The organism is Streptomyces javensis, assembly GCF_039525925.1.
GTDB classification, from domain to species: domain Bacteria; phylum Actinomycetota; class Actinomycetes; order Streptomycetales; family Streptomycetaceae; genus Streptomyces; species Streptomyces asiaticus.
Genome location: NZ_BAAAIF010000006.1, coordinates 25,149 through 48,040 on the forward strand (window position 1 = coordinate 25,149; position 22,892 = coordinate 48,040).

The 22,892-nt window shown below is 71.5% G+C and carries 20 protein-coding genes and 1 pseudogene; 8 read left to right on the forward strand and 13 right to left on the reverse strand.

Features of this window, described 5'->3' with window-relative positions; translation table 11 throughout:
* Positions 1-64: 64 nt before the first annotated feature.
* The 3 genes from ABD329_RS08160 to ABD329_RS08170 form a co-directional block, all read right to left on the reverse strand.
* Complete coding sequence (locus ABD329_RS08160; protein ID WP_198279022.1) at positions 65-997, reverse strand: N-acetylneuraminate synthase family protein; 933 nt, start codon at positions 995-997, stop codon at positions 65-67.
* A complete protein-coding gene (locus ABD329_RS08165) occupies positions 998-2,197 on the reverse strand; it encodes an acylneuraminate cytidylyltransferase (protein ID WP_198279021.1) in 1,200 nt (399 codons plus the stop codon).
* A 74-nt stretch (positions 2,198-2,271) separates the two neighbouring features.
* Positions 2,272-3,597 (reverse strand): DUF6716 putative glycosyltransferase, encoded by a 1,326-nt coding sequence (locus ABD329_RS08170; protein ID WP_198279026.1) that lies wholly within the window; start codon positions 3,595-3,597, stop codon positions 2,272-2,274.
* Between the two features lie 223 nt (positions 3,598-3,820).
* Here ABD329_RS08170 and ABD329_RS08175 point away from each other — a divergent pair, with 223 nt between their 5' ends.
* Genes ABD329_RS08175 through ABD329_RS08185 form a run of 3 tightly spaced genes read left to right on the forward strand, consistent with a single transcriptional unit; the run spans position 3,821 to position 7,478 of the window.
* The gene (locus tag ABD329_RS08175) at positions 3,821-4,798 is read left to right on the forward strand and encodes a glycosyltransferase family 2 protein (RefSeq protein WP_198279020.1); all 978 of its coding nucleotides are present in this window, start codon (positions 3,821-3,823) and stop codon (positions 4,796-4,798) included.
* Positions 4,798-6,207 carry a polysialyltransferase family glycosyltransferase gene (locus tag ABD329_RS08180; RefSeq protein ID WP_198279019.1) on the forward strand — a complete coding sequence of 470 codons (1,410 nt, stop codon included), beginning with the start codon at positions 4,798-4,800 and terminating at the stop codon, positions 6,205-6,207. Before ABD329_RS08175 ends, ABD329_RS08180 begins: the two co-directional genes overlap by 1 nt.
* Entirely contained in the window at positions 6,204-7,478 is a 1,275-nt protein-coding gene (locus tag ABD329_RS08185; RefSeq protein ID WP_246618711.1) for an acyltransferase family protein, read from the forward strand. Before ABD329_RS08180 ends, ABD329_RS08185 begins: the two co-directional genes overlap by 4 nt.
* Positions 7,479-7,902: 424 nt before the next feature.
* Here the strand turns inward: ABD329_RS08185 and ABD329_RS08190 are convergent, their stop codons facing one another.
* On the reverse strand, positions 7,903-9,318 hold the full coding sequence (locus ABD329_RS08190; protein ID WP_198282176.1) for a CoA transferase: 1,416 nt from the start codon (positions 9,316-9,318) through the stop codon (positions 7,903-7,905).
* A 109-nt stretch (positions 9,319-9,427) separates the two neighbouring features.
* Entirely contained in the window at positions 9,428-10,429 is a 1,002-nt protein-coding gene (locus tag ABD329_RS08195; RefSeq protein ID WP_344316140.1) for a hypothetical protein, read from the reverse strand.
* A gap of 320 nt (positions 10,430-10,749) precedes the next feature.
* On the opposite strand from ABD329_RS08195, the pseudogene ABD329_RS08200 reads away from it, so the two are divergent.
* Positions 10,750-10,887, forward strand: a pseudogene (locus ABD329_RS08200) (transcriptional regulator); the annotation flags it as partial.
* A 37-nt stretch (positions 10,888-10,924) separates the two neighbouring features.
* Here the strand turns inward: ABD329_RS08200 and ABD329_RS08205 are convergent.
* Complete coding sequence (locus tag ABD329_RS08205; RefSeq protein ID WP_344316141.1) at positions 10,925-11,599, reverse strand: TetR/AcrR family transcriptional regulator C-terminal domain-containing protein; 675 nt, start codon at positions 11,597-11,599, stop codon at positions 10,925-10,927.
* A gap of 68 nt (positions 11,600-11,667) precedes the next feature.
* On the opposite strand from ABD329_RS08205, the gene ABD329_RS08210 reads away from it, so the two are divergent.
* A complete protein-coding gene (locus ABD329_RS08210) occupies positions 11,668-13,266 on the forward strand; it encodes an FAD-dependent monooxygenase (RefSeq protein WP_344316142.1) in 1,599 nt (532 codons plus the stop codon).
* 123 nt (positions 13,267-13,389) lie between these two features.
* Here the strand turns inward: ABD329_RS08210 and ABD329_RS08215 are convergent, their stop codons facing one another.
* Genes ABD329_RS08215 through ABD329_RS08230 form a run of 4 tightly spaced genes read right to left on the reverse strand, consistent with a single transcriptional unit; the run spans position 13,390 to position 17,227 of the window.
* Positions 13,390-14,418 carry an L-idonate 5-dehydrogenase gene (locus tag ABD329_RS08215; RefSeq protein ID WP_344316143.1) on the reverse strand — a complete coding sequence of 343 codons (1,029 nt, stop codon included), beginning with the start codon at positions 14,416-14,418 and terminating at the stop codon, positions 13,390-13,392.
* A 38-nt stretch (positions 14,419-14,456) separates the two neighbouring features.
* Positions 14,457-15,254, reverse strand: a complete 798-nt coding sequence (locus ABD329_RS08220) for an SDR family oxidoreductase (protein WP_344316144.1) — start codon at positions 15,252-15,254, stop codon at positions 14,457-14,459.
* Positions 15,255-15,296: 42 nt separating this feature from the next.
* On the reverse strand, positions 15,297-16,694 hold the full coding sequence (locus tag ABD329_RS08225; RefSeq protein WP_344316145.1) for a GntT/GntP/DsdX family permease: 1,398 nt from the start codon (positions 16,692-16,694) through the stop codon (positions 15,297-15,299).
* A 20-nt stretch (positions 16,695-16,714) separates the two neighbouring features.
* On the reverse strand, positions 16,715-17,227 hold the full coding sequence (locus tag ABD329_RS08230) for a gluconokinase (protein WP_037953470.1): 513 nt from the start codon (positions 17,225-17,227) through the stop codon (positions 16,715-16,717).
* Between the two features lie 132 nt (positions 17,228-17,359).
* Between ABD329_RS08230 and ABD329_RS08235 the strand changes: the two genes are divergently transcribed.
* Entirely contained in the window at positions 17,360-18,091 is a 732-nt protein-coding gene (locus ABD329_RS08235; protein ID WP_210948990.1) for a FadR/GntR family transcriptional regulator, read from the forward strand.
* A gap of 164 nt (positions 18,092-18,255) precedes the next feature.
* Here the strand turns inward: ABD329_RS08235 and ABD329_RS08240 are convergent, their stop codons facing one another.
* Positions 18,256-19,005, reverse strand: a complete 750-nt coding sequence (locus ABD329_RS08240) for an SDR family NAD(P)-dependent oxidoreductase (RefSeq protein ID WP_344316146.1) — start codon at positions 19,003-19,005, stop codon at positions 18,256-18,258.
* A gap of 96 nt (positions 19,006-19,101) precedes the next feature.
* Here ABD329_RS08240 and ABD329_RS08245 point away from each other — a divergent pair, with 96 nt between their 5' ends.
* Positions 19,102-19,713, forward strand: a complete 612-nt coding sequence (locus ABD329_RS08245; RefSeq protein ID WP_344316147.1) for a TetR/AcrR family transcriptional regulator — start codon at positions 19,102-19,104, stop codon at positions 19,711-19,713.
* Positions 19,714-19,805: 92 nt separating this feature from the next.
* Here ABD329_RS08245 and ABD329_RS08250 read toward each other — a convergent pair whose 3' ends face one another.
* Entirely contained in the window at positions 19,806-20,858 is a 1,053-nt protein-coding gene (locus tag ABD329_RS08250) for an Lrp/AsnC family transcriptional regulator (RefSeq protein WP_344316148.1), read from the reverse strand.
* Between the two features lie 171 nt (positions 20,859-21,029).
* On the opposite strand from ABD329_RS08250, the gene ABD329_RS08255 reads away from it, so the two are divergent.
* Positions 21,030-21,746: an SDR family NAD(P)-dependent oxidoreductase gene (locus ABD329_RS08255; protein ID WP_344316149.1), complete on the forward strand. Its 717-nt coding sequence runs from the start codon at positions 21,030-21,032 to the stop codon at positions 21,744-21,746.
* Positions 21,747-21,817: 71 nt separating this feature from the next.
* Here ABD329_RS08255 and ABD329_RS08260 read toward each other — a convergent pair whose 3' ends face one another.
* Entirely contained in the window at positions 21,818-22,873 is a 1,056-nt protein-coding gene (locus tag ABD329_RS08260; protein WP_344316150.1) for an LCP family protein, read from the reverse strand.
* Positions 22,874-22,892: the final 19 nt, after the last annotated feature.

Below are 22,892 nucleotides of genomic sequence, written 5' to 3' on the forward strand. Positions count from 1 at the left end.
GGGGTGCCCGCCGCTTCCGGGCAAGGGCCGGGCTCACCGGCCGGTGGATTCACGGCAGAGTGCCTCAGACCGCGGCGGGCTCGCGGTCGGCGGACTCGGACTCGGCGACGACGCCCGCGACACGGCGGAGCTTCTTCATCGGGCCGAGCTCGCTCTCGTAGACCTTCTTGACGCCGTCACCGAGGGACTCCTCGATGATGCGGATGTCCCGCACCAGCCGCGTCAGGCCCTGCGGCTCGACCGAGGCGGCCTGGTCCGAGCCCCACATGGCGCGGTCGAGGGTGATGTGACGCTCGACGAACGCGGCACCGAGCGCCACGGCGGCCAGGGTGGTCTGGAGACCGGTCTCGTGGCCGGAGTAGCCGATCGGCACGTTGGGGTACTCGGCCTGGAGCGTGTTGATCACGCGCAGGTTGAGCTCCTCGGCCTTGGCCGGGTACGTGGAGGTGGCGTGGCACAGCAGGATGTTGTCGCTGCCGAGCACCTCCACCGCGTGGCGGATCTGCTTGGGGGTGGACATGCCCGTCGACAGGATGATCGTGCGGCCGGTCGCCCGCAGGGCGCGCAGCAGCTCGTCGTCGGTCAGCGAGGCCGAGGCCACCTTGTGCGCCGGGACGTCGAACTTCTCCAGGAAGGCGACGGCCTCGGTGTCCCACGGGGAGGCGAACCAGTCGATGCCGCGCTTCGCGCAGTGCTCGGAGATGGCGCGGTACTCGTCCTCGCCGAACTCCACGCGGTGGCGGTAGTCGATGTAGGTCATCCGGCCCCAGGGGGTGTCACGCTCGATGTCCCACTGGTCGCGGGGGGTGCAGATCTCCGGGGTTCGCTTCTGGAACTTGACCGCGTCACAGCCGGCCTCGGCGGCGACGTCGATCAGCTTGAACGCGTTCTCCAGGTCGCCGTTGTGGTTGATGCCGATCTCACCGGTGACATAGACCGGGTGGCCGGGTCCGGCGGTCTTCGCGCCGAGGGTGCGGAGGCGAGAGTTGGAGCTCACTTAAGACAGTTCCTTTCCGAGAATCCACGAGGCGATCTCGCGGATCGCGCCGTCCCCTCCGGGGGTGGAGGTGACCGCACGTGCGGCGCCGCGCACGACGTCGTGCGCACCTGCGACCGCCACGGGCCAGCCGACGAGGCCGAAGCACGGGAGGTCGTTGACGTCGTTGCCGACGTAGAGCACGCGCTCCGGCGCGATGCCCTGCTCCTCGCACCACTGCTTCAGTGCGAGATCTTTTCGGTCGATGCCGTGGAGCACGGGGACCTGGAGTTTGCGGGCCCGTGCGGCGACGACCGGGTTCTTTTCCGTGGACAGGATCAGCAGCGCCAGCTCAGCGCGGCGCAGGGCGGCGATCCCGAGCCCGTCGCCGCGGTGCACGGCCACGAGTTCGCGTCCATCGGAGTCGACGAGCACCCTGTCGTCGGTCTGGGTGCCGTCGAAGTCGAGTACCACCGCGTCGATGTCGTCGCGGGTGGGGAGGGCGCCCGGCCGCTCGGCGTCGAACAGCGGGGCGAGCGCGCGGGCGCGGGCCAGATCGTGCGGATCGTCGATCTCCAGCACCCGGGCGGGGTCGGTGCGCACCAGGTCGGTGCGGCCGAAGAAGCGGTGCCCGGCCTTGCGGAAGCCGCGCGCGTCCATCGCGTAGGCGGCGCCGGTCTCCAGGAAGTCCTGGGGGCGGTCCTGGCGGCGCGGGCGGTACGACTTGTCGTGGTTGACCCCGTCGCCGCCGTCCTCTTGCGGGTTCTCGCCCTCGCGCCAGACGAAACCGTGGAAGGGGGCGACGGTCAGGGCGGTGTCGGCGCCCTTCTCGGCGACCGCCGCGGCCACGCCGTCGATGTCCTCGCTGATGATGAAGGGGCTGGTGCACTGCACCAGGAGCACCACGTCCACGGTGGTGCCGTGCGACGCCTCGTAGGCGTCCATCGCGTGGATCACCGCGGCCTCGCTGGTGGCGGTGTCCCCCGCGATGTCGGTGGGCCGCTGGATGACCACCGCGCCGGCTCCGCGCGCCGCGGCCGCGATGCCGGTGTCGTCGGTGGAGACGACCACGTCCGTCACCAGGCGGCTCGCCCGGCACTCCATGACCGCGCGGGCGACCAGCGGCACGCCACCGACGGCGGCGAGGTTCTTCGCGGGGACGCCCTTCGACCCGCCACGGGCGGGGATCACGGCGAGCACACACGGGCTCGATGCGGTCATGGCGGCTCCTTCAGGGGTTGCAGAGGTGATCGAGGCCGTCCCGGCCTCCTCTTGGTTCGCGCGCACGTCGCTGCTCACAGCTCCCCCATCCGCCGGATGACGGGAGCCACGCGCTGGACGCCATGGCGGTAGGCGCCGCGGGCCGCCTCCCGCATCGTGTTGCGCACCACCCGCCGCAACGCGGAGACCTGCGCCTCGTCCTCGGCGGAGGCCCCGGCGCGGGGTGAGCCGTCCGGCTCGAAGCCGTACCGGGCGAGCCGGCCGGGCAGATAGCCGGGTGCGGTGACGGGGGTGTAGAAGGGGTCGAGCGGCGGCAGGGTCTGCGCGGCGGCCAGCTCGGCCACCCGCTCCCGCGCGGCGTCGAACCAGGTCTCGTACGGCCCGTCGGCGGCCACGCCCTGGCGGCTGAGCCACTCGGCGTCCGGCTCGGGCAGGTGCCCGTCGTCCAGCTGGTCCCAGGAGGCCAGGCAGCCGGAGCCGAGGAAGTGGTGGTTGCCGAGCGTCTCGCGCACCCCGAGGTCGGTGAGCACGGCGGTCGGTATGGAGCGGTGCAGCGACTCCAGGGCGGCCGTGGAGCTGACCGTGACCAGCAGGTCCGCGGTGTCCAGGACCTCGCCCATGTTGCCGTAGGCGAGCCGGAAGTTGGCGGGCAGATCGTCGCCGAACTTCGCGATCAGCTTCTGGTAGGGAAGCTCCTCGATATGGGTGGTGTGCTCGCCCGGCTTGGAGCGCAGCTTGACCACGACCTCGCGGTCCGGGTGGCGGCGCGCGTGCTCCACCGCGCGGCGCAGCAGATAGGTGCGGTCGGCGCGGTTGTCCGGGACGGACGGCTGGACGGCGAAGACGACGGTGCCGCCGGGGTACTTCCGGCCCAGCCGCGCCTTCTCGTCGTAGCGGTCGCCGCCGAGGAAGGGCAGCGCGCACTCCACGACGCTCTCCGCGTCGGCGCCGACGCCCTGGTAGACGTCGCGGAAGCGCTCGGCGTCATGGCGCGAGTTGGCCAGCACCACATCGGCGCCGTGGCGCAGCAGCAGCCCGTCGGCCAGCTTCTCGTAGACGACCCCGACATAGCCGGTGACGACCACCGGGCGGCGCTCGGCGCCCTCCCAGGCGTGGCGCAGTCCGTGCAGCATGGCCTGGACGGCGCCGCCGACCAGGGAGAGGACGATCACGTCATAGCGCTCACGGTCCACCGCCCGTACGAATTCCACGCCCGTGACCTCGCGCATCGCGTCGGCGCGCACCCCGACCTCGGTGAGCTGCCGGGCGGTCGGCGTGGCGCGGCCGCGCAGCAGGAAGCCGTCGAGGCGGCGCTCCGAGGCAGAACCCGACCCATCCGGTACGAGGCGATGCGCGGTGAGCGCGCCCCATTTCCACCGGGTGTCGGAGTCGGCGAGCACGGCGACTCGCACAGGGGATTTGGTACGTGAGGACACGTCGGAGACGCTAGGAAGCGTTGTCGATTCACGGCCCAACGCAAGAGCAACAAAGGGTTAACAGAACGTCGACGATTGGAGAATCGGCTGGCTGGAGCGGCGGGTTAACCGTTCCGACGTCCTTCGTTCACCTTTACGTACACCCTAGGTCAAGACGAATGCCGACCGGCGACCTAGCGTCACCCGCGTGGTTAAGCTCTCCGTCATCGTGCCGTTCTACAACGTGCAGACCTATGCCCCCGACACGCTCAGAAGTCTGCGCGCGAACGCGCGTGAGGACTTCGAATTCATCCTCGTCGACGACTGTGCCACCGACGGGACGCCGGAGATCCTGGAGCGGGCAGAACGCGACCTTCCGGGGGCCGTCTACGTACGGCATGAGAAGAACGGTGGGCTGGCCACCGCGCGGAACACCGGCCTGGACAACGCCACGGGGGAGTACATCGCCTTCCTCGACGGCGACGACTGGCTGGCTCCCGGCTACTACGCCCAACTGCTCGCGGCGATCGAGGACTTGGGGTGCGACTTCGTCCGCACCGACCACGTCCAGTGCACCGCCCGGGCGCGCTCCATCACCCGGGTGCCGCACGGCCGCCGCAATGAGGCGATGAACCCCCGGGACGTGATCCTCCCGGCCGACCGCTCCACCTCCGTCGACTACCCCTACGCCTGGGCGGGCATGTACCACCGCCGCCTGGTCGACGAGGGGCTGCTGCACTTCACCCACGGGCTGCGCACCGCGGAGGACCGGCCCTGGATCTGGCGGCTGCACCGCGAGGCCCGCAGCTTCGCCGTCCTCGGCCTGGCCGGGGTGTTCTACCGGCGCGGGGTCTCCTCCTCGCTCACCCAGATCGGCGATGTGCGGCAACTGGACTTCATTCGCGCATTCGACCAGGTGATCGAGGAAACCGCGCGGGACCGCGACGCCGACGCCCTGCTGCCGAAGGCCGTCCGCACCTATTGCGCGATCATTTCCCACCACCTCGGCAACATCGAGAGATTCGAACCGCAAGTGGCCCGCAAACTCCGTTCCATGTCGGCGGCGGCGATGAAACGCATGCCCCAGGACGTATTGAAGGACGCACTGGATTCCATGGACTACGAGCGCGCCGCGCGGCTGCGGCGAGTCAAGCGCCGGTCCGCGGGGGCGGAGGTGGCGGCCTGATGTCCGCCTACAAGCCCCTGGCGGAGCGCAAGCGCACCCAGATCTTCCTCGCCTCGACCCTCTACGGGGCGGCGACCCTCGCGGCCGCGATCGACGCGGGCAGCGTCGGCCCGGCCGACCGGAGGCTGCTGCTGGTCAGCAACAACGCCGCGACACCGGAGACCACCCCGCCGGTGGACGAGATGCCCGGTTTCGAGCGGCTGCGCGGCCGCTTCGACCGGGTGCTCTCCTGGAACGAGACGATCTCGCCGTTCCACCCCGGCGGCTGGGCCCCGCGCATCGACGACGCCCCGCTGTGGGAGCGCCATCTGCGGCTGCTGTGGAACCTCGGCGACGACAAGATCGAGCTGATCCTGGAGTCCATCCAGGTCAACCCGGCGATGGCGGTCGCCAATGTGTTCCAGGGCGCGCCCATCGACGTCTACGCGGACGGGCTGATGAGCTACGGCCCGACCCGCAACAAGCTGGACCCGCTGATCGGCACCCGGATCCGCCGGCTGCTCCACCTCGACCTGGTGCCGGGGCTGCGGCCGCTGCTGCTGACCGAGTTCGGCGTCGAGCCGGAGGTCCTGCCGACCGAGGTGTTCACCAAGGTGCTCACCGAGGTGGCCGAGGCCGCCCCGCGCGGTGTCGCCTCCGCCAGCGAGCGGATCGCGGTCGGCAACGGCCCGGCGCTGATGCTCGGCCAGTACCTGTCCGCGCTGGACATCCTCTCCCCGCAGGAGGAGGAAGAGCTGCATCTGCGGATGCTGCGCGGCGCCGTGGCCCTGGGCCACCGCACCGTCGTCTTCAAGCCGCACCCCACCGCCCCGGCCCGCTGGTCGCGGATGCTGGAGAAGAAGGCCGCGGAGCTGGGCGCTGAGCTGACCGTCATGGACACCCCGGTCCTCGCCGAGGTGCTGTACCAGCGGATGAGCCCGGCCCTGGTCATCGGCTGCTTCTCCACCGCGCTGCTCACCGCCGACGTCTTCTACGGGCTCCCGGTGGCCCGGATCGGCACCGACACGCTGCTGGAGCGGCTCACCCCGTACCAGAACAGCAACCGCGTGCCGGTGACGATCGTGGACGCGCTGCTGCCCGACCTCGAGGACCACAAGGCGGTGGCCGCCGCCCAGCCGGTGGACGAGCGGGCGGGCAAGCGGCTGACCGGTCTTGTCACCGCGGTCGGCTTCTGCATGCAGGCCAAGATCTACCCGGATCTGCGGCCCGCGACCGAGCGCTATCTGGCCGCCCACCTGGACAACAACACCTGGCGCTACTTCAAGAAGCGCCGGCTGACCGCGCTCGCCCTGCCCGGGGCGGTGCCCTCGCAGCTGGCGTTCATCCCGCGCAATGAGACGGTGCGCAAGGTGGCGCGCCGGGCCCGGGCCCTGAAGCGGGCCGCCCTCAAGCGGACGGTCACCGGATGAGCGCGCCGCCGACCCCCGACGCCGGGCCGATATCCGCCTCGGACGCCGGGCCGATAACCGCCTCGGACGCCGGGCCGATAACCGACGCGGACGGCGGGCCGATATCCAGCGCGGCGGCGACGGCTCCCACGCCGACGCCGCCGCGCGCCCCCGACGCGGCCCTGGAGCGATCCGCCGAGCGCACCGCCAAGGCGGCGGCGCGCGGCGGCGGCCATCCGGTGCGGCTGCGGGCGCTGGACGGGCTGCGCCTGCTCGCCGCGCTCATGGTGGCCGCGTACCACTACGGCGGCCGCGACGGTGAGATAACCCAGGCGTGGGGCTCCTCGCCCCGCGCCCAGTTCCCCACCCTCTCCAGCTACTTCGCCTACGGCTGTCTCGGCGTTCAGATCTTCTTCGTCATCAGCGGCTTCGTCATCTGCATGAGCGGATGGGGACGGCCGCTGCGCTCGTTCTTCGCCTCCCGCGTCTCCCGGCTCTACCCCGCCTACTGGGTCGCGATCATCCTGGTGACCGGCGTCTTCGCGCTGCCCTGGGTCGCCTACAAGGCGGTGTCGCCCAGCGACGCGCTGGTCAACCTCACCATGCTCCAGCAGCCGCTCGGGGTGGACCGGGTGCTGGGCGTGTGCTGGACGCTGTGGGCAGAGCTGCGCTTCTACGCCCTCTTCGCGCTGTTCGTGGTGCTCCCGGGCGCGACCCGGCACCGTGTGGTGCTCTTCTGCGCCGTCTGGACGCTGGGCTCGGCGTTCGCCGAGGCGTCGGACCTGCCGCTGCTGGACGTGGTCCTGATGCCGGAGTACTCCTCGTACTTCATCGGCGGCATGGGCATCTATCTGCTCCACCGCTTCGGCCATGACGCCCTGGCCTGGGGCATCATCGGGATCAGCTTCCTGATCGGCCAGCACTACGCGATCCGCGAGCTGTGGCACCCGGCCAACATCGACGCCTTCTCCTACCGGTCGGCCACCGGCATCATCGCCGTGGTCGCCTTCGGCTATGTGGCGGTGACACTGATCGCGCTGGGGAAGCTGAACTGGGCCAACTGGCCCTGGCTGACGGTGGCGGGCGCGCTGACCTACCCGTTCTACCTGGTCCATGAGCATCTGGGCTGGGTGGTCGTCTGGGTCCTCCACCAGAAGCTGGGCATCCCCTCCTACGGGACGTTCGCCCTGACCGTGCTGGTGATGCTGGGCCTGGCCTGGTTGCTCTACCGCTTCATCGAGCAGCGGTTCACGCCGATGATCAAGCGGTCGCTGAGCACGGCTCGGCTGTAGGGACCGCGCGGGCTCGCGCTCTCGGGGCTCCCCTCGCCAAGCGCGGCGAGGGGAGCCCTACGCGTCCCCCTGCGTGAGGCGAACCGTTCGCTGGGCAGCCCCGCCCACCGGGGGAACTGCGCGGCGAGCAGCCGCCGTACGAGAGCCGCGTCGAGGGGCCGGCCGACGGTCGACTCGCCGACCCCCGGAGTTCGAGGGCGGGGCGCGCCCGGGGCTCCGCCCCGGCCCCCGGCCGGGGCGACCGGGATGTACGCGGTCATCCACCGCGCCCGCGTACCGACCACGCCCAGCACGCTGCCGGTGCGGGCGCCCACGGCGACACCGGCTGGCGCCGGACCCGGGGTCCAGGGGCGGGACCCTTGGTATCGGGAAGGGGCGGGGTTGGGGAAAGATCCGCCGGACACCCCGCAGGCCCCGCCTGGGCTCAGAGCCAGCGCGGGGTGTCGGCGCCCAAGCGGCCGGAGGGACGGGCCCAGTCGAGCGGGCCGGCCGGGGTGGCGATCGGCGCGCGGGCGTGGTGCAGCGTGCCCAGGTCGGAGGCGGTTTCGGTGAGCCAGGGCGCCGGGTCATGGGCGGGGCCGTCCACCTGGGCGGAGGCGACGCCGTGGGTCAGCCAGGACGCCGTGCCCGCGAGGGAGAGCCGCAGATGGCGTCCGCCACCCGCGTCGTGGCGCTCGGTCAGCGCCCGCAGCACCGCCGCCGCCAGCAGATAGCCGGTTCCGTGGTCGAGCGCCTGGGCGGGCAGCGCCCCCGGGGGGCCGTCTCCATCGCCCTTCGCCTCGATCGCCGCGATACCGGTGGCCGCCTGGACCAGGCTGTCGAAACCACGCCGTCCGGCCCAGGGCCCGGACCAGCCCCACGCGCACAGCTGGGCCACGACCAGCCCGGGGTGACGCTCCAGCAGGGTGTCCGGGGCGAGCCCGAAGTGGTCGAGCGCACCGGGACGGTAGCCGGTGACCACCACATCGGCGTCGGCGAGCAGCGCCTCGAAGGTCCGGCGGTCCTCGGGCGCGGCGAGGTCGAGTGCGGCCGAGCGCTTGCCGAAACCGGTGTCGGCATGGGCGTCCGGGTCCTCGGGCAGTCGGGGTGAGTCGATGCGCAGCACATCGGCGCCGAGCAGGGCCAGGGTGCGGGTGGCCACCGGCCCGGCGATGACCCGGGTCAGATCGAGCACCCGCACACCACTCGCGGGCAGGGGCGCCTCCCCGAGGCGGCGCGGGGAGGCGTCCCCGACCCGCCTGGACTCGATCAACGGCAGCGCGCCCAGCGGGATCTCGCTCTCGCCGGGCTCCGCCACGGCCACGGCCAAACCGCCCGCCGCGTAGACGGTCTCCTGGATCGCGCGGGCGGGGCGGGCCGCGAGCGCCGCCGCGAGTTCGTCCGGTTCGCCGTCGTCGGGCAGGCCAAGGGCGGTGAGCAGCCGGGCCCGGTGGTGCGGGTAGTTGGCGTGCGTACGGACCCACCCGTCGGCCGCGCGCCAGAAGCCGGACAGCGGGGCGAAGTTGGTGGGCTTCCGGCCGTCGATCCGCAGGTGCCGTTCGCTGATGAACGCGGTGGCGACGGCGCCCTCGTCGACCCGCACCGCCGGGACCGCCCCGCCGGAGCGCCGCGCGCCCAGTTCGGCGGCGGCCAGCGAACAGACGCCCACGGTGGCGCGGGCCAGCTCGGCCACGGGCAGCCGGGCGGGCAGTCCCCCGCTCACCGGGCGGTACGTCACCCGCTCCAGCAGCGCGGGGTCGCCACCGAGGGCGGCCCACGCGTGGGCGGTGGCCGCGTCCCGCGTGTCCTGCGCGTCCCGTATGTCCCCTGTGTCCCGTGGTGATGTGTCGCTCGTCGTCATGCGCTCATTGTGCGCCGGGGCACTTGACCGCCTCACGGCGAGTGCCCCGCCCCCTCCTCCTGGTCGGGGACGGAGGGGGCGGGCCGTGCGAGATGGGTGGGTGGCGGACCTATGCGGCGCCCGCCTGCTGGTAAAGGCCGAGGGCCTCGTTGCCCAGCGTCGGGTGGTATTCGTTCGTGCCCGCGCTGACGCTGATGTTGCCGATCAGATAGCCCGCGCCGCCCGAGAAGTCGGCGAGGAAGCCGCCGCCGCTGGACCCTCCGGTCTGGACGCAGTCGATGCCCCACATCGTGGAGCCGGGGCGGCCCGCGTCGGCGAACTCATTGCCCTCGCAGTGGTTCAGCCGCTCGCCGTTGCCCTCGGCGGCGGAGCCTCCGTAGCCGAAGGAGTGGACATGGCGGCCGGTCTGCGAGTTGAAGGCGATGCCCTGCGCGCCCACGGTGTCGGCCAGGCTGCGGCCGTTCAGCGTGTTCATCACGGCGAAGGCGTAGTCCCAGTTCGCGTTGCCCCTGGTGGAGACGTACTGCGCGTCCCAGAAGAGGCGGCGGGCGGCGAAGGTGCCGTAGGGGCGGTTTCCGTTGTTGTAGCCCGGGATGAAGACCCAGTTGCGGTAGCCGGTGCCGGTGGCGGCGTCCACGGTGCAGTGCCCTGCGGTGAGCACGACAGACTTGTTGTCGCTGTTGGCCACGGTGGCGGAGCAGGCGAAGGTGCCGCCCGAGGCGTTCTGGAAGAAGACCTTGCCCGCCGTGGTGCTGATCAGTCCGCCGCCGGTCCAGGCGGTGGGGGACGTGGCCCGGGGCGAAAGCGCGGAGACGGGAGCGGTGGGGCCCGGGAGCGGGGGCACGGTCACCTGTTCCCCCGTGGTCGGCGCGGGGTCGGCGAGCTTCGCGGTGCGGGCGGCGGGCAGGGTGGTGACGTCCCTGGCGGTGCGCAGCCGTTCCGCCGTCCAGAAGCGGACGGCGGCGCGCTGCTCCTCGGTGGCGACGGAGGTTCCCCGAGCGGAGGGAGCGGGGTGGGACGGGGCGGAGGTGGCGGCGTGGGCGGTGGTTCCGGCGGTCCAGCTGAGGGTGGCGAGGGTGAGGGCGCCGAATAAGGTGGCGACACGTCTCATGCGGTCGGCTCCAAGTCCGTTGGAGGTGCCCGAGAGCGTTGGACAACGTTGTCCGACGCTTTGTCGCCGGTAGGGTGCCACGACTGGTCCAGACCTGCCATGAGTCCGGACGTCACCATTAGGGATCCCCCTAGCGCGCGTACGACGCACCCTGATGCCGCGACGGCGCTTGCGTGGACGCCGCCGGTCCGGGCCCCGCCGGGAGCGCCGAAAGGCCAGGAACGCCGGAAGGGCCAGGAACGCCAGTAGCGCCAGGAACGCCAGCGGCGCGCCGGGCTCAGTTCCCCACGCCTAGCCCGGACATGAACGCGGCCGGGTACCTCGTCACCCCCGACCTGGGCCAGCAGCTGCTGGTGCTCACCCCGGCGGACGCCGAGAGCCGCGAGCGGCTGGACCTGCTGCGGGTGCTCGGCATCGAGGAGTTCCCCGCGGGGGAGGCGGGCCCGTCCGTGCGGTGAGACGGGCCGTCCAGAGCGAGTACCGTCGCGGTACTGACTACGGGCGCGAGGCCGGGGTCGTCGAGGCCGCCGGGGCCAGGGTCGCCTCGATGCCCGCCACGATGGCGCGCAACCCCTCCTCGAAGCGCGCCCCGTAGTCCTGGAACAGATCCGAACTCACCGCCGCCGCCAGCGGATACCCCTCGGCGGCCATGCGCTCCTCGCGCTCCTCGACGTCGTAGCCGGGGGTCCGCTCCCCCGGCCGGGGCTCGACCGACTGCTCCTCGATCACAAAGCCGAGCGTGAAGCTGTACGCGATGAACGAGGCGCGGGCGGCCGCGCTCGGGGTGAAGCCCGCCGTGACGAAGGCGCGCAGGTGGTCCTCCTGCGGCCCGGCGTGGTCGGTGCCCGTGAACCGGCTGCCGCTGAAGACCTTCGCACCGTCGCGGTAGCCGAGCAGCGCTTGGCGCAGGGCGCGGTGGACGTGGACGAGCCGCTGCTGCCAGGTGCCGTCGCCGAGGTCGCCGTACGCCTCGAACATGCGGCGGTACATGGCGGTGCTCATCGCGTCGAGCAGCGCCTGCTTGTTCTTGAAGTGCCAGTACAGGGCGGGGGCCTGGACGTTCAGTTCCTTGGCGATACGGCGCAGGGTCAGCCCTTCGAGACCCACGTCGTTCAGCAGCCGCAGGGCGGTGTCCACCACGAGGGTCTGGTCGAGTCGCGTCGTCGCCATCCGGTCATTCTCCCCGCTCACGAGGGGCCCCTTGACAACTTAACACCGTTAAGGACACGCTCTTCAGCATGGAACTTAACAACGTTAAGGACGTGCTGGAGCAGGATGTGCTGATCGTCGGAGCCGGTCCGTCCGGCCTCACCCTCGCCATCGACCTGGCCCGGCGCGGGGTGCGGGCCCGGGTCGTCGAACGCGGCGAGGCGCTGTTCCCGGGCTCGCGCGGCAAGGGGCTCCAGCCCCGCACCCAGGAGGTCTTCGACGACCTCGGCGTGAGCCACGCCGTACGGGAGGCGGGCGGTCCGTACCCGCCGATGCTGGGCTGGCGGGACGGACAGCCGCTCGGGACGTTCCAGATGATCGAGCGGACCGATCCGGCGCCGGACCGGCCGTACCACGAGATCTGGATGCTGCCGCAGTGGCGGACGGTGGAGATCCTTTACGCCCGCCTCCGCGAGCTGGGCGGCGGCGTCGAGTTCGGCACCGAGCTCACCGGCCTGGAGCAGGACGCGGACGGCGTCACCGCGCAGCTCGCCTACGCCGACGGCTCGGCCGGAACCGCGCGCGCCGCGTACCTCGTGGCAGCGGACGGCGGCCGCAGCACCGTCCGGAAGCGGCTCGGCATCGGCATGACGGGCGAGACGGTCGACCCGACGCCGACATTGATCGCGGACGCGGTGATCGATGGCGCCGCGCTGATCGACGGCGCGGCGTTGATCGACGGCGCGGGGCGTGGCCCGGGCCGCGGCCACTGGCACGTATGGCAGGACGCGAAGGGCGGCGCCATCGCGCTGTGCCCGCTCCCCGGGACCGACCAGTTCCAGGTCGCCGCGCAGTACGACGACCCGGACCCGGTCCCCGACACCTCCCCCGAGGCGGTCCGCCGGCTGATCGCCGACCGCACGCATCTGGCCGCCTCCGACGTACGTGAGGTGCGGTGGGCCTCGATGTTCACCCCACGCGCGGCGATGGCCGACCGCTTCCGCGCGGACCGGATCTTCCTGATCGGCGACGCCGCCCACATCCACTCCCCGGCGGGCGGCCAGGGCCTCAACACCAGCGTCCAGGACGCGTACAACCTGGGCTGGAAGCTCGGGCAGGTACTGCGGCACGGCGCGGACCAGGCCCTGCTGGACAGCTACGAGGCCGAACGCCTGCCGATCGCGGCGGGCGTCCTAGGCATCAGCACCCGTATCCACCGCGCCCACCGGGCGGGCGACGCGGAGGGGCGACGCCGCACGAGCGAGGTCCACCAGCTGGGCCTGTCCTACCGGGAGGGCCCACTGGCGGTGGACGAGCGGAACGACGGGGAGGAGCGGAGCCAGTTGGGTGCCGGTGACCGCGCCCCGGACGCACCGTGCGCCCTGCCCGACGGAACGCCCGTCCGGCTCTTCGACGCCCTGCGCGGCCCGCACTTCACCCTGCTGATCCTCGGCGACGCGGCACCGCCCGCGCCGGACGCCGACTTCGGGGGCCTGGCCCCGACGCTGGGGACGGCGGGATGCGTACGCCCTATCCGGGCAGGCGGCCCGTCCCCCGACCTCCTGGACCCGGAAGGTCACCTCACCACCGCCTACGGCTCCGCCCCGGCCCTCTTCCTCATCCGCCCGGACGGCTACGTCTGCTGGGCGTCGGTCGGCGCCCGGGTAGGCCCCCTACTCACGCATTGAGCAAGTCCAGGCGCGGCCGCGGCTGGCCCCGCACCGGCCCCGGCGCCGTAGCTGCCGCCGGGCACGGCCCGGCCGCCCGGCGACCTTTCCCTTACCCGCCCGCAGGCAATGTGGTCCGGACGGCTACGCGAAGTCCAGCAGGACCTTGCACGACTGAGCCCGGTCCGCGGCCAGGGCGAATGCCTCCACCGCCTCCCCCACCGGCCGCACCCCACTGATCAGCGCGTCGAACGACGGCTCGGCCGCCAGCAGCCGCAACGCGTCGTCGAACTCGGCGTGGAAGCGCAACGCGCCCCGCAGTTCGATCTCCCGGCTGACCAGCACGTTCCCAGCGAACGGGCTCTGCCCGGGCGGCAGCATGCCGAGCTGCACCACCACCCCGCCGCGCCGCACCCTCCGCAGGCAGGTGTCGAGTCCGGCGGCCACACCCGACGCCTCGATGGCGACGTCGATCTCGGCCGAGGGCCAGTTGGGGTCGTCCGGGTCGTCGGCCCGTACGCACGCGGTCGCTCCGGCCGCCGCCGCGAACTCCAGGGCACGGGGCAGCAGATCGGTCGCCGTGATGGTCGCCGCGCCCGCCGCGCGGGCTGCCGCGATGGTGAGGCAGCCGATCGGACCGGCGCCGGTGACCAGCACATGACGGTCCTTCACCGGGCCTGCCCGCCGCACCGCGTGCAGCGCGACGGACAGCGGTTCGGCGAGCGCCGCCCGGCGCGGGTCCAGTCCGTCGGGCAGGGCACGCAGCTGGGCCGCCGGGACGGTGACACGGGAGGCGAAGCCGCCCTGGACGTGGGGGAAGCGCGCGGCGCTGCCCAGGTAGCGGGTGTCGCGGCAGACGTTGGCGCGGCCGTCGGCGCACTCCGGGCACACCTCGCACGGCGTGGCCGGATGCACGGCGACCGGCGTGCCGACCGCGGGCCCGGTCGCGCCCTCGCCGTACGCCACCACCGTGCCCACGACCTCGTGCCCCAGCACCATCGGCTCCTGGAGCCGGAAGTCGCCCACCCCACCGTGCCGGTGGTAGTGGAGATCCGATCCGCAGATCCCGCCGTAGCGGATCGCCACGAGCGCCTGCCCGGGTGCCGGTTCCGGCTCCGGGAGTTCCTCGACCCGCAGATCACCCTGCCCGTGGATCACACAGCCCAGCACCATTCGCCCAGCCTCCTCAAGCTCACCTGGTATCCCGGCGTTCACAACACGCTCGTCATGCCGCCGTCGACGTACAGCACCTGTCCGCTCACGAAGTCCGCCGCCGGGGACGCGAGATACAGCAGCGCCCCGATCAGGTCCTCGGTGCGGCCCCAGCGCCCGGCCGGGGTCCGCCCGCGCACCCAGGCGCTGAACTCCTCGTCCTCGACCAGCGGCCGGGTCAGCTCGGTCTCGATGTAGCCGGGGCCGAGTCCGTTGACCTGGATTCCGTACCGGCCCCAGTCCGCGCACATGCCCTTGGTGAGCATCTTCAGCGCGCCCTTGGTCGCCGCGTAGGGCGCGATGCCGGGGCGGACCACCTCGCTCTGGAGGGAGCAGATGTTGACGATCTTGCCGTGGCCGCGGGCGGTCATCCGCCGGGCGGCCTCGCGGCCCACCAGGAAGGCGCTGGTCAGGTTGGTGTCCAGGATCTGCCGCCAGGCGTCGTCGGTGAACTCCAGCAGCGGCGCCCGGTTCTGCATCCCGGCGTTGTTGACCAGGATGTCGAGCGGGCCTACCCGCTCCTCGACATCGGCGATCCCGGCGGCGACGGCCGGGCCGTCGGTGACGTCGAACGCGGCGGTGTGCACCTCCGCGCCCTCCGCGGCCCCCGCGCCGATGCCGCCCACGTCGCCGAGTTCGGCGGCGGCCTTCTCCAGGGCCCGCGGATCGCGCCCGTTGAGCACCACCGTGCAGCCGGCCTCCACCAGACCCCGCGCGAAGGCGTGGCCGATGCCCCGGCTGGAGCCGGTGACCAGCGCGGTGCGGCCCGCGATGTCGAAGAGCGGATGTGTCGTCATGGCGTACGTACTCCTACCTCTGCTCAGCGCCTCTGCTCAGCGCTAGATCACCAGTGACAGCAGCAGGACGAAGACGAGCCCGATGACGGAGATGATCGTCTCCATCACCGACCAGGTCCGCACCGTCTGCCCGACGCTCATCCCGAAGTACTCCTTGACCAGCCAGAATCCCGCGTCGTTGACATGGCTGAAGAAGAGCGACCCGGCGCCGATGGACAGCACCAGCAGCGCCACATGCGTGCTGGACATATCGGCGGCGAGCGGGGCCATCAGCCCGGCGGCCGAGATCGTGGCCACCGTCGCCGAGCCGGTGGCCAGCCGGATGGCCACCGCGATCAGCCAGGCGAGGAGCAGCGCGGAGACGCTCCAGTCCTCCGAGATGTCCATGATCATCTTGCCGACGCCGATGTCGATCAGCGTCTGCTTGAAGCCGCCGCCCGCGGCGACGATCAGCAGCATGCCCGCGATCGGGGCGAGCGAGTGCTCGACGGTGGAGGAGAGTCGGTCCCGGGTGAAGCCCGCCGGCCGGCCCAACGTGAACATGCCCACGAGCACGGCCGCCAGCAGCGCGATCAGGGGGTTGCCGATGACATCGGCGACCCGCTGGACGCCCTTCTCCGGGTCGTCCACCACGATGTCGACCAGTGCCTTGATCAGCATCAGTACGACCGGCAGCAGCACGGTGAAGACGGTGACCCCGAACCCGGGGCGCCGCTCCAGCTCCTCCGACGGACGCGTGGGCATCAGCCGGTCCGGCGGGGTGACGTCGACCCAGCGGGCGGCGACGCGCGAGAAGACCGGGCCCGCGATGATCGCGGTGGGGATGGCGATGAGGACACCGAGCGCCAGGGTGATCCCCAGGTCGGCGTGGACCGCGTCGATCGCGGCGAGCGGGCCGGGGTGCGGCGGCACCAGGCCGTGCATCACGGAGAGGCCCGCGAGCGCCGGGATGCCGATCCGCATCAGGGAGAAGTTGCCGCGCTTGGCGACCAGCAGCACCACCGGGATCATCAGCACCATGCCGACCTCGAAGAAGAGCGGCAGCCCGATGATCCCCGCGATCAGCACCATGGCCCAGGGCATCGTCCGGTTGTTCGCCCTGGCGAGGATCGTGTCGACGATCTGGTCCGCGCCGCCGGAGTCGGCGAGCAGCTTGCCGAGGATCGCGCCGAGGGCGATCAGCACGCCGACGCCCGCGACGGTCGATCCGAGACCGGCCGAGAAGCTGGTGATGACCTTGTCGAGCGGGGCTCCCGCGACGGCGCCGAGCGCCAGCGAGCCGATCGTCAGCGACAGAAACGCGTGCAGCTTGGTCTGGGTGATGAGCAGGACGAGAACGGCTATGCCGACGAGGACGGCTATGCCGAGCTGTGCGTGACCGGCCGACGTGATCGGGTCGACGGTGTCCGCTGCCAGCATCTCGGCGCTGAGTCTGGTCACGGCGGGTTTCCTAACGTGCGTTACTGATGTTCGAGCCGCCGCAGTTCGGCGGCGGCCCGCTCGGTGATGGCCTCGGGTTCGGGGGAGACGTCCACGGCGACGCCGTATTCGTCCGGCTGGAGCGGTTCGAGCGTGGCGAGCTGCGAGTCGAGCAGATCCCCGGAGAAGAAGTGGCCCTTGCGCTCCTTCATCCGCTCGGCGATCAGCTCGCGGTCGCCGGTCAGATGGAGGAAGACGATGTCGGGGGCGGCGGACCGCAGCCGGTCGCGGTACATCCGCTTGAGCGCGGAGCAGCTCACCACTCCCCCGCCCTCGGCGTGGGAGTGGGCCCAGGCACCGATGGCGTCCAGCCAGGGGCGTCGGTCGTCGTCGTCCAGCGGGGTCCCGGCCGACATCTTGGCGATGTTGGCCGGCGGGTGGAAGTCATCGGCCTCGGCGTACGGGACGCCGAGCTCCTCCGCCAGCAGGGGGCCGACCGTGGTCTTGCCCGTACCGGACACTCCCATGACCACGACAACCTGGGGGGCGTGCATTGTGTGAACCTCGCTGTCTTCCTCGACCTCGGCGCCGCCGGACACTCAACCCCACAGATACGACGTATTCAAGAGTCCGTGACTTAAAAGTCATACTTATTTGATGGATGAGTGGCCGCGTAGGCTGAGCGCATGGACGAACAGGGGCCCGAGGGCCGTGGTCAGAGGCCCAGGGGCCGGGGGCTGCACGACCGCGTCCTGGAATCTCTCGGCCCCGCGATCACGGCGGGCGACTACCCGCCCGGCACGGTGCTCCGCACGGATGAACTGGAGCGGCGCTACGACGTCTCCCGCACGGTCGTCCGGGAAGCGGTGCGGGTCCTGGAGTCCATGCACCTGGTGGAGTCCCGCCGCCGGGTCGGGGTGACCGTGCGCCCCACCGAGGAGTGGGACGTCTTCGACCCCCAGATCATCCGCTGGCGCCTGGCCGGCCCCGACCGCCCCCGCCAGCTCCGCTCCCTCACCGCGCTGCGCTCGGCCATCGAGCCCGCCGCCGCCGGGCTGGCCGCCGAGCACGCCACGCCGGAGCAGTGCGCCGAACTCACCGAACACGCCCTCAACATGGTGGCCACCTCGCGCGGCCAGCAGCTCCCCGCGTATCTGATCCACGACGTGGCCTTCCACCGCGTGATCCTGCGCGCCTCTGGCAACGAGATGTTCGCCCGCCTCGGCGACGTCGTCGCCGAGGTCCTCACCGGCCGCACCCAGCACCGCGTCATGTTCAGCGACCCCGACCCGGAGGCGGTCACCCTCCACGTCCGCGTGGCCGAAGCGGTCCGCGCGGGCGACGCGGAGGCGGCGGAGCGCTACACGCGGGAGATCACCGTGGGCGCGCTGCGGGAGCTGGACATCCTGGCGCCGTGAAGTCCGCACCGGCCGTCCGTTGAGCACGGGTTTCGCTTCGCGCCTTGGGCGCCTTTGAGCGGCGGGGCCCGGGTACCCCTTCGAAAAATGCTTGATATGGCGCAACTAATGCATCAAGCGATTTCGAGGGGGGTAGCCCGACCCCGTCCGGCCCGGCGTCGATGTCAGATCTGGTTCTCACCCCCGTCGACATAGAAGTTGGCGCCGAGGATGAAGCTGCTCTGCTCGGAGGCGAGGAACGCCACCAGCCCGGCGACCTCCTCGGGGCGGCCCATCCGGCCGATCGCGGTGGTCGTGGCGAGGTGGGCCTTGAAGTCGGCCGCGTTGTCCTCGCCGGCGAGGGCCGTGATCGCCGGAGTGTCGACCGGGCCCGGCGAGATCGCGTTGACCCGGATGCCACGCCCCTTGAGCTCATTGGCCCAGGTCCGCGCGAAGGACCGGATCGCGGCCTTGGACGCCGCGTACGCGCCGAACGCCTCCGTGCCGTTGTCGGCGGCGGTGGAGGCGTTGAGGATCACCGAGGCGCCCTCGTTGAGCAGCGGCAGCGCCTTCTGCACGGTGAACACCGTGCCGTGCACATTGACGGCGAAGGTCCGGTCGAGGTGCTCCCCGGTGACCTCCTCCAGTGTCGCGAAGGCGGCGGTCGCCGCGTTCGCGAAGACCACGTCCAGGCCCCGGCCCCGGGCGCGGACCGCGTCGTAGAGCCGGTCCAGGTCGGCCGGGTCGGTGACGTCACCCGCCACCGCGGTGGCCCCCGCCGGGCCGATGGCCTCGACGGCCGCGTCCAGCTCGGCCTTGCGCCGCCCGGTGATGAACACGTGCGCGCCCTCGGCCGCCAGCCGTACGGCGGTGGCCAGGCCGATCCCGGTGCCGCCGCCGGTGATGACGGCGGTCTTGCCCTCAAGCTGTCCCATGACAATGACCTCCACAAACTTCGGTACCGATCGGTACTGAAGGCGAGCGTAGCGCACTTCTGAACCGATCGGTACTGAAGAGGTATGCTCGACGGCATGAAGACGCGGCAGCAGGCACCGATCGGCCGACCGAGGGGTTTCGACGCCGACGAGGCCCTCGAGCGCGCCATGCGGGTCTTCTGGGAGCAGGGCTACGAAGGCGCCAGCCTCACCGACCTGACCAGCGCCATGGGCATCACCCGCACCAGCATGTACGCGGCCTTCGGCAACAAGGAGGAGCTGTTCCGCAAGGCCCTGGAGCGCTACTCCGAGGGCCCCGCCGCCTACGCGGACCGGGCCATGCGGGAACCGACCGCCCGGCAGGTGGCCACCGCCTTCCTGCACGGCTCCGTCCGGGCCAACACCCGCCCCGGCTGCCCCGCCGGGTGCCTCGGCGTCCAGGGCTCCCTCGCCGCCGGCGACCCCGGACGCAGCGCCCGCGACGCCCTCATCGCCTGGCGCAACGAGGGCACGGCCCGCCTCCGCGACCGATTCCGGCGGGCCGTCGACGAAGGCGATCTGCCACCGGACACCGATCCCGAAGTGCTCGCCCGCTACCTCATGGCCGTAGCGCACGGCATGGCCGTCCAAGCGACCAGCGGTGCCACGCAGGAGGAGTTGCAGAAAGTGGCCGACGTGGCGCTGCACAACTGGCCGCCCACGCCCTGAGTCCGCCCGAGGGGGGTTCCGATCTCAGCGGGGAATCGCGAAGACGTCGCGCTCCGCGAGGTCGGAGCGAAGCCGCGCGGCCGCCCAGCCTCTCAGCGTCGCGCGCGAGCGCCGGATGGCTGGAGGAGGCCATCGTCGGAGAGCCGAGTGCCGGCCTGCTTGATGTGCCTCAGCACGGGTGAGACCTCCATGCTCTGAAGTCCGGTCAGGGACCCGATGCGATCCGAAGTGAACTCGAAGAGTTCGTCGAGGTCCCGGCAGTGTGCGACGGCGTGAATGTTCCAGGGCCCGGAGATGGCTGCGACGAAGGCGACCTCGGGTTCCTGCGCGAGTGTGCGCCCCGCGCCCTTCACCGCTGACGGGTGCACGCGAAGCCAGAGGTTCGCGCGAGCGTGATAGCCCAAGGCTGCTGCCGCGATCTCGACGTCGATGTGGACGACGCGGTGCTGGAGCAGAACGGCAAGGCGTCGCGAGACCCGTCCCGGAGTGAGGTCGGCGGCCGTGGCGAGATCGACGAGACTGGCGCGGCCATCCGCGGCGAGCGCATCGAGCATCCTCTCGTCCTCGGGGGTGAGGCGCAGGGGCTCGCGAGTGACAACCGGAAACTCGGTGAAGGGGGGCCCGCCGCTCCCCAACGCTGATTCCTCCTCCGCGGACAGCGTGCCCTCCAGGGCGGACCAGTAGTGGCCGCGGCCTCCGAGGAATTGGCGGAGCATGGCGAAGGCGTTGATGTCGATCACCGCCGCTGTGCGGGGAAGCCGCTGCCCCAGGAGGTCCTCGCGTTGTTCCCGCGTCCGGGATTGCGTCGCGCAGGTGATCTCGCAGCCCGCCGCACTCAGGGCCACCCAGTTGACGTCAGCACGCTTGGCGAGCGCCTCGGCGATCGCCGCGACACTGCCAGGCCGGCAGCGCAGTCTCACCAGCCACCTGCTCTGCCCCAGGGCGCCCGGGTTGACCACACCGGCCACGCGGATGACGCCGTCGGCGCGCAGGCGGCGATACCGGCGGTTGACGGCGCCCTCGGTCAGGCCGAGGGCGGACGCGATCGCGGCGAACGACGCCCGCGGAGCGATCTGTAGCGCCCGAATGATTCGTACATCATCAGGCTCTACCGAAGCGGATTCCGTCATGAGCGCCCTTGTCATATCGGCAATCGTACAAACGAGCGCTCGTGGCTCGCCTGCGACGCGGTGCGGACGAAACGCTTGAAGCGCACGGGCTGAGGGGCCACCACAGCGGGCACCGCCCTGTGCCGATCACGGGGCCTCGACGCTGCCCGAACGAATACGACTCACGAAGAACGGAGTTGACGCTGGATGTCATCGACCGGCACCGAACAACACCCGTCGACGGCCCTCATCGTCGGGGCCTCGCGCGGCCTCGGCCACGCGATGGCGGCGGAGTTCCTCGACAGGGGCTGGCACGTCGTCGGCACCGTTCGCGACACCACTGCCCGAACGCCGCTGCACGATCTCGCGGACCACGCCGACGGGCGGATGACCATCGAACGTCTCGACATCAACGACCCCGGCCAACTGCCCCCGCTGCACGAACGTCTGGCGCATCGCCGACTCGACGTGCTCTTCGTCAACGCGGGCACCACCAACAATGAGCAGACGCCCGTCGGCGCGGTTGCGACAGCCGACTTCATCGACGTGATGGTCACCAACGCGCTCAGCCCCATGCGCGTCATCGAGTCCCTCGAAGATGTGGTGTCCCCGACGGGACTCATCGGGGCGATGTCCTCCGGGCAGGGCAGCATCACGAACAACACGACCGGAGGCCGCGAGGTCTACCGAGGGAGCAAAGCAGCCCTGAACATGTTCCTGCGGAGCTTCGCGGCCCGACAAGGCGATACGCGGCGCGCCTTCGTGCTCATGGCGCCGGGCTGGATACGCACCGCCCTGGGTGGTCCGGACGCGCCGTTCACCATCGAGGAGACCGTCCCCTTGCTGGTGGATGTCCTGCTCTCCCGACTGGGCACGCCCGGCCTGGCGTATCTGGACCGCTTCGGCCAGACCGTCCCTTGGTGAACCCCGAGGCCCGCCCCAGCGCGGGAGGATCCCAAGTCGGCCGTGTCCCGGGGTCTGGGGCGGAGCCCCGGTCACGGGGAGGGGCGGGTAGGGGAAAGACCCACCGGCCGATCGTTCCGCAGCCGCGCGAACAGCGCCTTCGCCCGCCCCTCGTCCCACTTCAGCGCGCTGCCCTTGGCCGTGGCCATCCCACGACCAGCCACAGGCACGTTCAGCCGGTTGCCACTGCCGTCGCCGCCCGCGACCCGCTTCATCGCCCGGAACAACGACATCAGCGTCCGCAGATCGGACCCCTTGTCCACGATGAGCGTGTCGAGGCCCGCGCCGACGGTCGGCAGGGACTTCCAGGGAACGAAGATCTGGTCCGGCCGCGCGACCCGCTTCGCCAGTGCCGCGAGGAACTTCTGCTGGTTCTGGCTGCGACCGAGGTCACCGTTGGCCTCGTGGTGGCGTTGGCGGACGAAGGCCAGGGCCTGGCGGCCGTTCAGCGTCTGGCACCCCGCCTTCAGATCGGCGCCCGACTTCTCGTCCTTGATGGGCTTGTCGAGGCACATCGGCACACCGCCCACCGAATCGACGATGTTGACGAAGCCCGCGAAGCCGATCTCCGCGTAATGGTCGATCCGCAGCCCGGTGTTGTGCTCGATCGTCCGCACCAGCAACTCGGGACCGCCCAGCGAGAAGGCCGCGTTGAGCTTGTTCTTGGCGGGCCCGGGGCGCTTCCCGGTCATGGGGTAGGTGTACGGCGGGATGGTCACCCAGGAGTCACGCGGCAGGCTCACCATCGTGGCGCCGTGGGCACCGGTGTGCAGGATCATCATCGAGTCGGTGCGGCGGCCCTCGGCCGAGCCGGTGTGCAGGTTCTTCTTGTCCTGCTGGGAGAGACCGTCACGGCTGTCGGAGCCCACGATCAGGTAGTTGGTGCCCTTGCCCGGCGCGGGGCGGTCCTCGACCTTGGCCAGGTCGACGCCGTCGTTCAGCTTGGCCCAGGCCCAGCCGTAGGTGGAGGCGGCCCCGACCAGGACCGCCGCGAGCAGCACGACCACCGTGCGCCGCAGCCGCCGGGGCCACCGGCGAGGAGAGACGGCCTCGTGGTTGATGCCCCGCCCCCTTGCCTCGTGGTTCATGACCCGCCCCCTTGACTCG